At 69.9% G+C, this 13,008-nt stretch carries 12 protein-coding genes; 11 read left to right on the forward strand and 1 reads right to left on the reverse strand.

Annotated features, from left to right (window positions below):
• Positions 1–20: 20 nt before the first annotated feature.
• The gene (locus P2H44_RS00435; protein WP_275761438.1) at positions 21–974 is read right to left on the reverse strand and encodes a DMT family transporter; all 954 of its coding nucleotides are present in this window, start codon (positions 972–974) and stop codon (positions 21–23) included.
• Positions 975–1,464: 490 nt separating this feature from the next.
• Between P2H44_RS00435 and sucC the strand changes: the two genes are divergently transcribed.
• From sucC to P2H44_RS00490, 11 genes are all read left to right on the forward strand, one after another.
• Entirely contained in the window at positions 1,465–2,658 is a 1,194-nt protein-coding gene (gene sucC / locus P2H44_RS00440; RefSeq protein WP_275761439.1) for an ADP-forming succinate--CoA ligase subunit beta, read from the forward strand.
• Between the two features lie 31 nt (positions 2,659–2,689).
• The gene (locus tag P2H44_RS00445; RefSeq protein ID WP_275761440.1) at positions 2,690–3,025 is read left to right on the forward strand and encodes a hypothetical protein; all 336 of its coding nucleotides are present in this window, start codon (positions 2,690–2,692) and stop codon (positions 3,023–3,025) included.
• A 15-nt stretch (positions 3,026–3,040) separates the two neighbouring features.
• Positions 3,041–3,925 carry a succinate--CoA ligase subunit alpha gene (gene sucD, locus P2H44_RS00450; RefSeq protein ID WP_275761441.1) on the forward strand — a complete coding sequence of 295 codons (885 nt, stop codon included), beginning with the start codon at positions 3,041–3,043 and terminating at the stop codon, positions 3,923–3,925.
• A 4-nt stretch (positions 3,926–3,929) separates the two neighbouring features.
• Positions 3,930–4,898: a class I SAM-dependent methyltransferase gene (locus tag P2H44_RS00455; RefSeq protein WP_275761442.1), complete on the forward strand. Its 969-nt coding sequence runs from the start codon at positions 3,930–3,932 to the stop codon at positions 4,896–4,898.
• 47 nt (positions 4,899–4,945) lie between these two features.
• Entirely contained in the window at positions 4,946–7,903 is a 2,958-nt protein-coding gene (locus tag P2H44_RS00460; RefSeq protein WP_275761443.1) for a 2-oxoglutarate dehydrogenase E1 component, read from the forward strand.
• Positions 7,904–7,918: 15 nt separating this feature from the next.
• On the forward strand, positions 7,919–9,442 hold the full coding sequence (gene odhB, locus P2H44_RS00465; protein WP_275761445.1) for a 2-oxoglutarate dehydrogenase complex dihydrolipoyllysine-residue succinyltransferase: 1,524 nt from the start codon (positions 7,919–7,921) through the stop codon (positions 9,440–9,442).
• A gap of 7 nt (positions 9,443–9,449) precedes the next feature.
• Complete coding sequence (locus tag P2H44_RS00470) at positions 9,450–9,956, forward strand: hypothetical protein (RefSeq protein ID WP_275761446.1); 507 nt, start codon at positions 9,450–9,452, stop codon at positions 9,954–9,956.
• 15 nt (positions 9,957–9,971) lie between these two features.
• A complete protein-coding gene (locus tag P2H44_RS00475; RefSeq protein ID WP_275761447.1) occupies positions 9,972–10,550 on the forward strand; it encodes a hypothetical protein in 579 nt (192 codons plus the stop codon).
• A 2-nt stretch (positions 10,551–10,552) separates the two neighbouring features.
• Positions 10,553–10,966 carry an MAPEG family protein gene (locus tag P2H44_RS00480; protein WP_275761448.1) on the forward strand — a complete coding sequence of 138 codons (414 nt, stop codon included), beginning with the start codon at positions 10,553–10,555 and terminating at the stop codon, positions 10,964–10,966.
• 46 nt (positions 10,967–11,012) lie between these two features.
• Positions 11,013–12,413 (forward strand): dihydrolipoyl dehydrogenase, encoded by a 1,401-nt coding sequence (gene lpdA, locus P2H44_RS00485; RefSeq protein WP_275761449.1) that lies wholly within the window; start codon positions 11,013–11,015, stop codon positions 12,411–12,413.
• Positions 12,414–12,581: 168 nt separating this feature from the next.
• Positions 12,582–12,968: a PaaI family thioesterase gene (locus P2H44_RS00490; protein ID WP_275761450.1), complete on the forward strand. Its 387-nt coding sequence runs from the start codon at positions 12,582–12,584 to the stop codon at positions 12,966–12,968.
• Positions 12,969–13,008: the final 40 nt, after the last annotated feature.

The following is a 13,008-nucleotide window of genomic DNA, read 5'->3' on the forward strand; positions in this document are numbered from 1 at the left end:
GGCGGACGCGCCGCGCGGCCTCAGGCCGGGCGGCGCGAAAGCTGCACCAGCAGGATCCCCACGGTGACGATGGCCACGCCCACGAGGTCGCGGGGGCCCAGCGTCTCGCCCAGCAGGGCCGCGGCGACGGCGAGGCCCAGGCAGGGGTTGAGGAAGTGGAAGGCGGCGGCGTTGGTCGGCCCGATCCGGCGCACCAGCCGCAGCCAGACCACCGTCGCCACGATGCCTGCGAAGATCATCGAATAGCCCACGCCCAGCAGCATCGGCAGGGTCCAGCGCACGTCGTCCACGCTCTCGAAGGCCAGCGCCACCGGGGCGAGACCGGCGGAGCCGACCAGCATCTGCAGGCCCACGATCATCAGCACGTTCGGACCGGGCGAGACGCCGCGCACCAGCAGCGTGGCCACCGCCAGCGCCAGCGCGCCCAGCAGCGCGAAGCCGACGTAGAGCGGGTCCGCCCCGCCCTCGATCCGCGCGCCCATCACCACCGCGACGCCCGCGAAGCCGAGCGCGAGGCCCACCGCGCCCAGCTTGCGCGGCCGCTCGGACAGGAAGACCCAGGCGCCGGCGGCCACGAACAGCGGCAGGGTCGAGGCGATGATCGCCGCGAGCCCCCCGTCGATCCGGGTCATCGCCAGGAAGTTGAGCCCGAGATAGAGGCTGTTCTGGCAGAGCCCGAAGACCACCACGAGCCCCCACTGGCGCCGGGTCAGCTTCGCCGACTGGCCCATCGCCGCGGCCAGCGCGCAGGCCATCAGCCCGGCCACCGCGAAGCGCGCGCTGAGCGCGAGGAACGGGGGCGCGTCGGCCACCACGAACTTCGCCGCGGTGAAGGCCGAGGACCAGATGATCGCGAAGCCCACGCCCATCAGCATCGCCACCGGATCGAGCGCGGCGAGCCAGCCTTTCGGCTCGGCGGCGGCCGGGGCGGCGTCGATGGTCGGGTCGGGGGAGGCGCCGGGAGCGTCGTTCATACGGTCGCCGTATCACTTCCGCGCGCGCCCCGCCAGCGGCTCCACGTCTCTCGCCGGCCCAGGGCGAAGGCGCCGAGAGGGCGCTTCGCGGGCGCGGCGTCGCCGCGGGCGGCGAAGGGCGGAGAGGCCAAGGCGAGGCGTTTCGGCCCCGCGAGGCGCTTCGAAGGGCCCGTTTCGCCCGAAAAGATCGGTTTTGCTGAATGTTGCGGCGCAACACGAGTTCGCGCTTGCGAATCGCTTTCGGGGTCGTTTCCGCTGCGTCCGCGAAATCTGCCGCGTTGTTGTGATCACAGCTTTCCGACGTGTGATCACAGACGTTCGATTTTCGGCTTTGCTCGAAAGAGTCGATTGCGGCCGGCGCATCTGCGCGTCTACAAGGCGCCGAAGGCCGGATCGCCGGCGACGGGGCCCGCTCCGCACAGGAGCCCGCCCGATGCGCGCCGCCGCGACCCCGGCTCCCGAGGGAGAACCGCGGAAGGGTGCGAGCGACATGAACATCCACGAATACCAGGCCAAGCAGCTCCTCAAGGAGTATGGCGCGCCGGTGGCCGACGGCCGGGCCGTGACCCGGGCCGAGGAAGCCAAGACGGCTGCGGGCGGCCTGGACGGCCCCCTCTGGGTCGTGAAGGCCCAGATCCACGCGGGCGGCCGCGGCAAGGGCAAGTTCAAGGAGGCCTCGGCCGGCGAGAAGGGCGGCGTCCGCCTGGCGAAGTCCGTCGAGGAGGCCGCCGAGGAAGCGGCGAAGATGCTCGGCCGCACGCTGGTCACCCACCAGACCGGTCCGGCGGGCAAGCAGGTGAACCGCATCTACATCGAGGACGGCGCGGACATCGAGACCGAGCTGTATCTCGCGCTGCTGGTCGACCGCGACACCTCCCGCATCTCGTTCATCGCCTCGACCGAGGGCGGCATGGACATCGAGGAGGTCGCGGCCTCGACCCCTGAGAAGATCGTCACCTTCTCGGTCGATCCGGCCTCGGGCGTCTCGGGCTTCCACGGCCGCAAGGTCGCCTTCGCGCTGGGCCTGAAGGGCCAGGCGTTCAAGGAGTGCGTGGCGCTGGTCGCGAAGCTCTACAAGCTGTTCGTCGAGAAGGACGTCAGCCTGCTGGAGATCAACCCGCTGATCGTCATGACCGACGGGCACATCCGCTGCCTCGACTGCAAGATGAACTTCGATTCCAACTCGCTCTACCGCCAGCCCGACGTGTTCGCGCTGCGCGACGAGACCGAGGAGGACCCCAAGGAGCTCGAGGCGTCGAAGTACGACCTGAACTACATCGCGCTCGACGGCGAGATCGGCTGCATGGTCAACGGCGCCGGCCTCGCGATGGCGACGATGGACATCATCAAGCTCTACGGCTCCGAGCCCGCCAACTTCCTCGACGTGGGCGGCGGCGCGACCAAGGAGAAGGTGACCGAGGCCTTCAAGATCATCACCTCCGATCCGCAGGTGAAGGGCATCCTGGTCAACATCTTCGGCGGCATCATGCGCTGCGACGTCATCGCCGAGGGCGTGATCGCCGCGGTGAAGGAGGTCGGGCTGCAGGTTCCGCTCGTCGTCCGGCTCGAGGGCACCAACGTCGACCTCGGCAAGAAGATCATCGGCGAGAGCGGCCTGAACGTGATCGCGGCCGACAACCTGTCGGACGCGGCCGAGAAGATCGTCAAGGCGGTCAAGGGCTGAGGCCCGCGGGGCCGGACCAGGGATGAGGGCCATGCGCATCAGACGCCACGACCGCGAACCGATCCGCGAGGCGCCGCTGCTTGCGGCGGGCGCGCTGATCGTGGCCGGCGTGCTGCTGATGCGCTCGGATCCCGAGGCCCTGTCCATGCCCCGCCGGCGCGGCTCGCTGGCTTCCGCGAAACGGCGGTATCGGCGCGGCGACCGCGTCGGGGCCGTCGCGCAGGAGACGCGCGACCGCGTCGCCGACGTGCTTCCAAGCAATCTTGCGGCCGGGATCGGCCGCTCCGTTCTGTTCGCCGGGATCGGCATCGTGCTGGCGCGGGTCCTCGACCGGCTCGCCGACGATCGCTCGGCGTCGAAATTCTGAAGGGAGAGACGGAACATGGCCGTTCTCGTCGATGAAAACACCAAGGTGATCTGCCAGGGCATCACCGGCTCGCAGGGCACCTTCCACACCGAGCAGGCGATCGCCTACGGCACCAAGATGGTCGGCGGCGTCACGCCGGGCAAAGGCGGGATGGAGCATCTCGGCCTGCCCGTCTTCGACGGCGTCATCGAGGCCAAGGAGAAGACCGGCGCGAACGCGTCCGTGATCTACGTGCCGCCGCCCTTCGCCGCCGACTCGATCCTCGAGGCGATCGACGCCGAGATCGAGCTGATCGTGTGCATCACCGAGGGCATCCCGGTGCTGGACATGATGAAGGTGAAGCGCGCGCTGCAGGGCTCGTCCTCGATCCTGATCGGGCCGAACTGCCCGGGCGTGATCACCCCCGACGCCTGCAAGATCGGCATCATGCCGGGCCACATCCACAAGCGCGGCAAGGTGGGCGTCGTGTCCCGCTCGGGCACGCTGACCTACGAGGCCGTGCTGCAGACCACCGTCGCGGGCCTGGGCCAGTCGACCTGCATCGGCATCGGCGGCGATCCGATCAAGGGCACCGAGCACATCGACGCGCTGGAGTGGCTGCTGGGCGACGACGAGACCGAGTCGATCATCATGATCGGCGAGATCGGCGGCGCCGCCGAGGAAGAGGCCGCGCAGTTCATCGCCGACGAGGCGAAGAAGGGCCGCGCCAAGCCCATCGCCGGCTTCATCGCCGGCCGCACGGCCCCTCCGGGCCGCCGCATGGGCCACGCGGGCGCGATCATCTCGGGCGGCAAGGGCGGCGCCGAGGACAAGATCGAGGCCATGAAGTCCGCGGGCTTCGTGGTCGCCGACAGCCCCGCCGGCCTCGGCGAGGCGGTGCTGAAGGCGATGGGGCGCTGAGGCGATGCTCGAAGGAGCGCGCGATCGGTTCAGCTTGCGCGAGGGCGACGCGGACGTCGCCCTCCTCTTTCGCGTCGCGTCGGACTGGCGACGGCCCGACGCGCGCGACGGCGGCTGGAACCTGTATTGGCGCTCCGCCGACGGCTACGGCCAGATCCTGCCGCGCCCGACCCCGGACGAGGTGACGCGCTTCTACGACCTGGCGCAGTACTACACCCACGGCACCGACCAGGGCGTGCAGGCACGCCGCACGCTGGGGTGGCGCCTGCTCGAGTCGGCCGCCTCCCGGTTCGAGGGGGACAGCCGGCCTCCGCGCCGGTGGTGGAGCGACCTTCTGGGCGAGGGGCGGTTCCGCGTGGTCGAGATCGGCTGCGGCCATGGCCAGACCCTTGCCCTGCTCGCCGAAGAGGGTCACGACGTCTTCGGCGTCGAGCCGGACCCCGTCGCGCTGGCCGAGGCGCGCAAGCGCGGCATCGAGGTGTCGCAGGCGACGGCGGAGTCGCTGCCGCCCGAGCTTGCCCCCGAAATCTGGGACGTCGTCCTGATGTCGCATGTCCTGGAGCACTGCGTCGATCCGGCCTTGGCGCTCGAGAATGCGGCCGGCCTTCTGCGGCCCGGCGGACGCCTGGTCGTGGAAGTGCCCAACAACGACTGCGAAGGTTTTCGTCGATTCGGCGACGAATGGTACTGGCTGGACGTGCCCCGCCACTTGAACTTCTTCACGCGATCCAGTCTTGAAGGCCTGATCGAGACGGTAGGCCTGGAGGTCGAGGCGGTGGAGTTCCGCGGCTACTGGCGGCAGATCTGTCAGGAGTGGGCGGGCCAGCAGGCGAATATTCGCCGCGCCTACGGCCGCCCGCCGGGAACCCCGCTCGCCTCCCAGACGGCCTACTTCCTGAAAACCTTCCGGGCGCCTCCCGAAAACAAGTTCGACTCCTTGCGCATCGTCGCGCGAAAACAACCTACAGCCTGAAGCACAAACGCGTCCGCAACCCTGGGCGCACCGGTAGGAAGACTGCCATGACGGACCAGAGCCCCAACAAGGCGTTCCACTCCTCGTCGTTCCTGCAAGGCCACAACGCGGTCTTCGTGGAGCAGCTCTATGCGCGCTACGCCAAGGACCCGTCCTCGGTCGACGAGAGCTGGCGGAAGTATTTCGAGAGCCTGGGCGACGATCCCGCGGCCGTCGAGGCCGAGGCCGCCGGTCCGTCGTGGGAGCGCGCCGACTGGCCGCCGCAGGACTTCTCGGAGCTGACCGGCGCGCTGACCGGCGACTACGGCCCGCAGCTCGACCGCAATCCCAAGGACCTGGCCGCGAAGATCGCGGACAAGGCGAAGTCCGAGGGCAAGCCCGCCTCGGCCGCCGAGATCAAGCAGGCGGTGCTGGATTCGGTCCGCGCGATCATGCTGATCCGCAACTACCGCATCCGCGGCCACCTGGCCGCCGATCTCGACCCGCTGCGCCTGACGCCGCCGGTCCCGCACCCTGAGCTCGATCCGCGGACCTACGGCTTCGCCGAGGCCGACATGGACCGGCCGATCTTCCTCGACCAGGTGATGGGCCTCGAGACCGCCTCGATGCGCGAGATCGTGGCGCTGGCCTCGCGCACCTACTGCGGCACCTTCGCCCTGCAGTACATGCACATCTCCAACGCCGAGGAGGCCGGCTGGCTGAAGGAGCGGATCGAGGGCTACGGCAAGGAGATCCAGTTCACCAAGCAGGGCCGCCGCGCGATCCTGAACAAGCTGGTCGAGGCCGAGGGCTTCGAGAAGTTCCTCCATGTGAAGTACATGGGCACCAAGCGCTTCGGCCTGGACGGCGGCGAGGCGCTGATCCCGGCGATGGAGCAGATCATCAAGCGCGGCGGCGCGCTTGGGGTTAAGGAAATCGTCATCGGCATGCCGCACCGAGGGCGCCTCAACGTCCTGGCGGCCGTGATGGGCAAACCCTACCGCGCGATCTTCCACGAATTCCACGGCGGCTCGGTCACCCCGGACGAGGTCCAGGGCTCGGGCGACGTGAAGTATCACCTGGGCGCGAGCTCGGACCGGACCTTCGACGGCAACTCGGTCCACATGAGCCTCACGGCCAACCCCTCGCACCTCGAGGCGGTGAACCCGGTGGTGCTGGGCAAGGTGCGCGCCAAGCAGTACCAGCTCAACGACGAGGACCGCACCGCGGTTCTGCCGATCCTGCTGCATGGCGACGCGGCCTTCGCCGGCCAGGGCGTGGTGGCGGAGTGCTTCGGCCTGTCGGGCCTGAAGGGCCACCGCACCGGCGGCACCATCCACATCGTGGTGAACAACCAGATCGGCTTCACCACCGCGCCCCACAACTCGCGCTCCAGCCCGTATCCCACGGACATCGCGCTGATGGTCGAGGCGCCGATCTTCCACGTCAACGGGGACGACCCCGAGGCGGTGGTCCACGCCGCCAAGGTGGCGACGGAGTACCGTCAGAAGTTCCACAAGGACGTGGTCATCGACATGTTCTGCTACCGTCGCTTCGGTCACAACGAAGGCGACGAGCCGATGTTCACGCAGCCGCAGATGTACACCAACATCAAGCGGCACAAGACGACGCTGCAGCTCTACACTGATCGCCTGATCGCCGACGGCCTGCTGCCCGAGGGCGAGATCGAGGACGAGAAGGCGCGCTTCCAGGCCTTCCTGTCCGAGGAGTTCGAGACGGCGCGCGAGTACCGGCCCAACAAGGCCGACTGGCTCGACGGCAAGTGGTCGGGCATGGGCGCCGGAGAGGGCGAGTACCAGCGCGGCGCCACCGCCGTGCCGATCGAGCGCCTGCGCGAGGTCGGCGAGGCGATCACCACGATCCCCGACGACGTGACCCCGCACAAGACCGTGGCCCGCGTCTACGAGGGCCGTCGCGAGATGCTGGACAGCGGCAAGGGCATCGACTGGGCCTTCGCCGAGGCGCTGGCCTTCGGCACCCTGCTGACCGAGGGGCACCCGGTGCGCCTGGCGGGCCAGGATTCGACCCGCGGCACCTTCTCCCAGCGCCACTCCGGCGTGGTGGACCAGAAGACCGAGGACCGGTTCTTCCCGCTCAACAACATCAAGCCCGGCCAGGCGCAGTACGAGGTCGTGGACTCGATGCTGTCGGAGTACGCGGTGCTCGGCTACGAGTACGGCTATTCGCTGGCGGAGCCGAACACGCTGACCCTGTGGGAAGCCCAGTTCGGCGACTTCGCCAACGGCGCGCAGATCATGATCGACCAGTTCATCTCGTCGGGCGAGCGCAAGTGGCTGCGCATGTCCGGCCTGGTGATGCTGCTGCCCCACGGCTACGAGGGCCAGGGGCCGGAGCATTCCTCGGCGCGGCTGGAGCGGTATCTCCAGAACTCGGCCGAGGACAACTGGATCGTCGCCAACTGCTCGACCCCGGCGAACTACTTCCACATCCTGCGCCGCCAGATCCACCGCACCTTCCGCAAGCCGCTGGTCATCATGACCCCGAAGTCGCTGCTGCGGCACAAGAAGGCGGTCTCGGACCTGTCGATGTTCGAGAGCGGCTCCTCGTTCCACCGGGTGCTGTGGGACGACGCGGAGATGGGCGGCGGCTCGGAGCTGACGCTGAAGCCGGACGCGGAGATCCGCAAGGTCGTGATCTGCTCGGGCAAGGTCTACTACGACCTGCTCGAGAGGCGCGACGCGGAGGGGCGCGACGACGTCTACCTGCTCCGTCTGGAGCAGTTCTATCCGTTCCCCGCGATCTCGCTGACCAAGGAGCTGTCGCGCTTCAAGGACGCCGAGATCGTCTGGTGCCAGGAGGAGCCCAAGAACCAGGGCGCCTGGACCTTCGTGGAACCGAACATCGAATGGGTGCTGGGCCGCATCGGCGCCGCGCACGGCCGGCCGCGTTATGCGGGTCGTCCGGCCTCGGCGTCGCCGGCGACCGGCCTCGCCTCGAAGCACAAGCAGGAGCAGGAGACGCTGATCTCCGATGCGCTCGGCTGACGGGAGACTGGTAAGATGGCAGTGGAAGTGAGGGTCCCGACCCTCGGCGAGAGCGTCACCGAAGCGACCGTGGCGACCTGGTTCAAGAAGCCGGGCGACGCCGTCGCCGTGGACGAGATGCTGTGCGAGCTGGAGACCGACAAGGTGACCGTCGAGGTCCCGTCGCCCGCCGCCGGCGTGCTGGGCGAGATCGTCGCCGCCGAGGGCGAGACCGTGGGCGTCGACGCCCTGCTGGCCATGGTCGAGGAAGGCGAGGGCGCCGCCCCCGCCCCCAAGAAGGCCGAGCCCAAGGCGGAGCCGAAGGCCGAGGCCGAGGCCCCCGCGGACGCGGGCGGCGAGACGGTCGAGGTGAAGGTGCCGAGCCTGGGCGAGTCCGTCTCCGAGGCGACGGTGTCGACCTGGTTCAAGAAGGTCGGCGAGGCCGTGGCCGCCGACGAGATGCTGTGCGAGCTGGAGACCGACAAGGTCTCGGTCGAGGCGCCGAGCCCCGTGGCGGGCGTGCTGGCCGAGATCCTGGTCGCCGAGGGCGACACGGTCCAGACCGGCGGCGTGCTGGCGAAGATCACCGCCGGCGCCTCGGCAGGGGCCTCGGCGCCCGCGCCGAAGTCCGACGACGCGCCCGCGGCCGCCCCGGCCTCCGGCAGGAAGGACGTCGAGGATGCGCCGTCCGCCAAGAAGCTGATGGCCGAGAAGGGGCTGAGCCCCGACCAGGTCAAGGGCACCGGCCGCGACGGCCGGATCATGAAGGAGGACGTCCAGAAGGCGGCCTCCGGCGGCGCCTCGGCGCCCGCGCCCGCCCCGCAGTCGGCGCCCCGCGCGCCGGTCGCGGCCTCGGACGCGGACCGCGAGGAGCGGGTGCGCATGACGCGCCTGCGCCAGACCATCGCCCGCCGCCTGAAGGATGCGCAGAACACCGCCGCCATGCTGACCACCTACAACGAGGTGGACATGAAGGCGATCATGGAGCTGCGCGACGAGTACAAGGGCGTCTTCGAGAAGAAGCACGGCGTGAAGCTCGGCTTCATGTCCTTCTTCGTGAAGGCCTGCGTGCACGCCCTGAAGGAGGTGCCCGAGGTCAACGCCGAGATCGACGGGACCGACGTCGTCTACAAGAACTACTACCACATGGGCGTCGCCGTCGGCACGCCCAACGGTCTGGTGGTTCCGGTGGTGCGCGACGCGGACCAGATGGGCTTCGCGGACATCGAGAAGAAGATCGGCGAGCTGGGCGTGCGCGCCCGCGACGGCAAGCTCTCGATGGCCGAGATGCAGGGCGGCACGTTCACCATCTCGAACGGCGGCGTCTACGGCTCGCTGATGTCCTCGCCGATCCTGAACCCGCCGCAGTCGGGCATCCTGGGCATGCACAAGATCCAGGAGCGTCCGATGGTCGTGGGCGGCCAGATCGTCATCCGCCCGATGATGTACCTGGCGCTGAGCTACGACCACCGGATCGTCGACGGCAAGGGCGCCGTGACCTTCCTGGTGCGGGTCAAGGAGGCGCTGGAGGATCCCCGGCGCCTGCTGATGGACCTCTGAGGCCGACATGTCCCGGCCCGTCCGCCACGCGATCGCCGCCCTCCTGGGCGGCGTCACGATCGCCTTCGCGGCGGCGGGCTGGGCGCTTTGGCTCAAGTGGGGCGCGACCGGCTGGCCGCGCCTCGACGCCTTCGCGGCGGGGATCGAGGACGGGAACGAGCTGCTCGTCTGCCTCGTCCTCGTCCTGCTGGGCCTGGTTCCGTTGACCCTCGCGCGCAGCCTGCTGCCGCCCCCTGGACCGCAGGTCCAGAGGAGGGAGACCGCGCAGCCCCGCCGGACCTGGACGCGCCCGCTCGCCGAACTGCGGGTGCAGCTGGTCCTCGCCGTCATCCTGCTCGCGGCCGTGCTGCCCTATGCGTTCGGGGCGCCGGAGTTATCCTGGTTCCTCGCCCTGATCCATCGCACGCCGCACTGGATCCCGCTGGCGCTGTTCTCGCTGCTGTTCGCCCTGGCCGGCGCCCGCTGCATCCGCGACGCGCTCCGCGCCCCCGCCGCGCCCGCGGTCGGGGCCTGAGGCGGGGATCGGCCGATGCAGGACACCCTCTCCCGTCCCGACCCCGCGCCGCGCGAGGCGCCGCCCTGGACCACCAAGGACGAGGGCGTTCTGATCGTGGCCACGCTGGCGATCGTCATGGCGCTCGCGGTCCTGCTTCCAGGGACGGAGGCGGCCCGCCGCCTCTGGCCCGCGGCCCACGACTGGCTGAACGCCTCCCCCCATCGCGCCGGCGCCCTGGCGGCGTTCGCCCCGTTATTCGGGGCCGGCGCGAGCCTGCTGCTCCACCGCCTGCCGGATGCGCCACGGAAAGGCGACGCGCGCGGCGCAAAGCCGACCCTGAAGGACTTGCGGATCCTGGCGCTGCTGTTCGGCGGCTGCGCCCTGGTCTTCTGGCTGGTCTACTGGGGCCCGCCCAGGGCGCTCGGCGAGGGGGATGGGAGCTTGCCCGGCCTGCTGGCGCGCCTGGGGTCGATCCCGGTGGGCGTTGCGAGTCAGTCGCTGGGCGGCCTGATGATCGGCGCCTGCACTCTCGCGATGCTCCGCCACGACAGGGCGACGCGGGCGGCGGCGTACGACGCGGCCGCCGAATGGCATGGACCGAAGGGAACCTGAAGATGTCCGAAACCGTCCCCCTCGGCGGACCCGAGATCGTGGTGCTGGCGCTCGGCGGCCTGCTGCTGTTCGCGCAGTTCGTGCTGATGGCGATCCCGGCCAACCTGCAGCTGGGCCCCGACAAGACCATGGGCCCGCGCGACGAGCCGCTGGAGCTGCACGGCAAGGCCGGGCGGCTGCAGCGGGCGCTGTCGAACATGCATGAATCGCTGCTCTTCTACGGGGTGGCGGCGGTCAGCGTCACGCTGCTGGGCGCGGCCTCGCCGCTGACGGCGGCCTGCGCCTGGATCTGGCTGGCGGCGCGCGTGCTCTACGTGCCCGCCTACGCCTTCGGCTGGACCCCCGGCCGCTCTCTCATCTTCGCGGTGGGCAATGGCGCCGCGCTCATTATGATCCTCGTCGCGCTGCTCGGCTGAGAGCGCGCGGCCCGAACCCGCGGGCGAAGACCCGCAAGGAGGACCCATGTCCGAAACCGAATTCGACCTGGTCGTCATCGGCGGCGGCCCCGGCGGCTACTACTGCGCGATCCGCGCGGCCCAGCTGGGCCTGAAGACCGCCTGCGTCGAGGGACGCGGCACGCTGGGCGGCACCTGCCTGAACGTGGGCTGCATCCCCTCGAAGGCGCTGCTGCACAGCTCCGAGCTGGTGCATGAGACCCAGGGCAACTTCGCCAAGATGGGCATCACGGTCGGCGACGTCTCGGTCGATGTGGCCAAGATGCTCGACTACAAGCAGGGCGTGATCGACTCCAACACCCAGGGCATCGAGTTCCTGTTCAAGAAGAACAAGGTGACCTGGCTGAAGGGCTACGGGAAGATCACCGCCAAGGGCGAGGTCACCGTCTCGGGCGAGTCCGAGGGCGTCTACAAGGCCAAGAACATCGTCATCGCCACCGGCTCCGACGTCGCCGTGCCGCCCTTCGTGGAGCTGGACGAGGAGCGGATCGTGAGCTCCACCGGCGCGCTGGAGCTGAAGGAGGTTCCCAAGAAGCTGGTGGTGATCGGCGCGGGCGTGATCGGGCTCGAGCTCGGCTCCGTCTGGCATCGGCTGGGCGCCGAGGTCTCGGTCATCGAGTATCTCGACCAGATCACCCCCGGCATGGACGGCGAGATCTGCAAGACCTTCCAGCGCACGCTGAAGAAGCAGGGCATCGACTTCACCCTCGGCGCCGCGGTGCAGTCGGTCGAGAAGGGCGAGCGCCTGACCGTCACCTACAAGCTGCGCAAGAACGACCAAGAGAAGACGATGGAGTGCGACGTCGTCCTCGTCGCCACCGGCCGCAAGCCCTACACCGAGGGCCTGGGGCTCGACGACATGGGGATCGAGCTCGACAACCGCGGGCGCATCGTGGTGGACGAGCACTTCAAGACCCGGCTCGACGGCTGCTACGCCATCGGCGACGTGATCGCCGGCCCGATGCTCGCCCACAAGGCCGAGGACGAGGGCGGCGCGGTGGCCGAGATCATCGCCGGCCAGGCGGGGCATGTGAACTACGACGTGATCCCCTCGGTCATCTACACCTCCCCCGAGGTCGCCGCCGTCGGCAAGACCGAGGAGCAGCTGAAGGAAGAGGGCCGCGCCTACAAGGTCGGCAAGTTCCCCTTCATGGGCAACGGCCGCGCCAAGGCGAACCTGGTGGCCGACGGCTTCGTGAAGATCCTCGCGGACAAGGAGACCGACCGGATCCTGGGCTGCCACATCATGGGCCCGGCCGCCGGCGACCTGATCCACGAGGTCTGCGTGGCGATGGAGTTCGGCGCCGCGGCCGAGGATCTCGCCCGCACCTGCCACGCGCACCCCACCTTCTCCGAGGCGGTGCGCGAGGCGGCGCTGGCCTGCGGCGACGGCGCGATCCACGCCTGACGCCCGCCCCGTCCGAGGGTCCGGACGCCCCGCCGCAGGCCGCGGCGGGGCGTTCGTCTTTCCGGCCGGCGCCGGCCGCGCGATCCGGGTGGACAGCCGCCCCGCGGCGCCCGAGGCTCGCCCCGGCCGCGGCTCGACCGCCGCCCGGCGACGGAGGAGGAGCGCCCGATGACGGAAGCCTACGCCCTGCACGGAACGATCGACTTCACGGTCACCTCGATCTCGGACGCGCGGACCCTGGGCGAGATGCCGGTGCAGCCCGGCATCCTCAACCCGTTCGGCACCGTGCACGCCGGCGCGCTGATCTGGTTCGCCGACGTGATCGCCACCCGCCACGTCTTCGGCGACGGCGAGGTCGAGGCGGGCATGGCCTCCTTCCCCGTGGCGGTGACGCTGAACGCGCAGCTTCTGTCGAACCGCAACGACGGCGTGCTGATGGGCGAGGCGACCTGGGTGAAGAAGGGCCGGCGGGTGTCGACCGTGCGCACGCTGGTCTCGGGGCCCGACGGCAAGGTGCTGCTCGACCTCACCTCGACCCACGTCTCGGCGCGCTGAGCGGCCGCCGATCCCCGGCCGCCCGTCGCGCCCGGCCGCG

It is taken from the genome of Albimonas marina, from assembly GCF_029223255.1.
Lineage (GTDB): Bacteria > Pseudomonadota > Alphaproteobacteria > Rhodobacterales > Rhodobacteraceae > Albimonas.

What these genes read in the sequence shown, in the direction of transcription:
- P2H44_RS00435 (WP_275761438.1), bottom strand. Translation starts at nt 974, where the DNA reads ATGAACGACGCTCCCGGCGCCTCCCCCGACCCGACCATCGACGCCGCC.
- sucC (WP_275761439.1), top strand. Translation starts at nt 1,465, where the DNA reads ATGAACATCCACGAATACCAGGCCAAGCAGCTCCTCAAGGAGTATGGC.
- P2H44_RS00445 (WP_275761440.1), top strand. Translation starts at nt 2,690, where the DNA reads ATGCGCATCAGACGCCACGACCGCGAACCGATCCGCGAGGCGCCGCTG.
- sucD (WP_275761441.1), top strand. Translation starts at nt 3,041, where the DNA reads ATGGCCGTTCTCGTCGATGAAAACACCAAGGTGATCTGCCAGGGCATC.
- P2H44_RS00455 (WP_275761442.1), top strand. Translation starts at nt 3,930, where the DNA reads ATGCTCGAAGGAGCGCGCGATCGGTTCAGCTTGCGCGAGGGCGACGCG.
- P2H44_RS00460 (WP_275761443.1), top strand. Translation starts at nt 4,946, where the DNA reads ATGACGGACCAGAGCCCCAACAAGGCGTTCCACTCCTCGTCGTTCCTG.
- odhB (WP_275761445.1), top strand. Translation starts at nt 7,919, where the DNA reads ATGGCAGTGGAAGTGAGGGTCCCGACCCTCGGCGAGAGCGTCACCGAA.
- P2H44_RS00470 (WP_275761446.1), top strand. Translation starts at nt 9,450, where the DNA reads ATGTCCCGGCCCGTCCGCCACGCGATCGCCGCCCTCCTGGGCGGCGTC.
- P2H44_RS00475 (WP_275761447.1), top strand. Translation starts at nt 9,972, where the DNA reads ATGCAGGACACCCTCTCCCGTCCCGACCCCGCGCCGCGCGAGGCGCCG.
- P2H44_RS00480 (WP_275761448.1), top strand. Translation starts at nt 10,553, where the DNA reads ATGTCCGAAACCGTCCCCCTCGGCGGACCCGAGATCGTGGTGCTGGCG.
- lpdA (WP_275761449.1), top strand. Translation starts at nt 11,013, where the DNA reads ATGTCCGAAACCGAATTCGACCTGGTCGTCATCGGCGGCGGCCCCGGC.
- P2H44_RS00490 (WP_275761450.1), top strand. Translation starts at nt 12,582, where the DNA reads ATGACGGAAGCCTACGCCCTGCACGGAACGATCGACTTCACGGTCACC.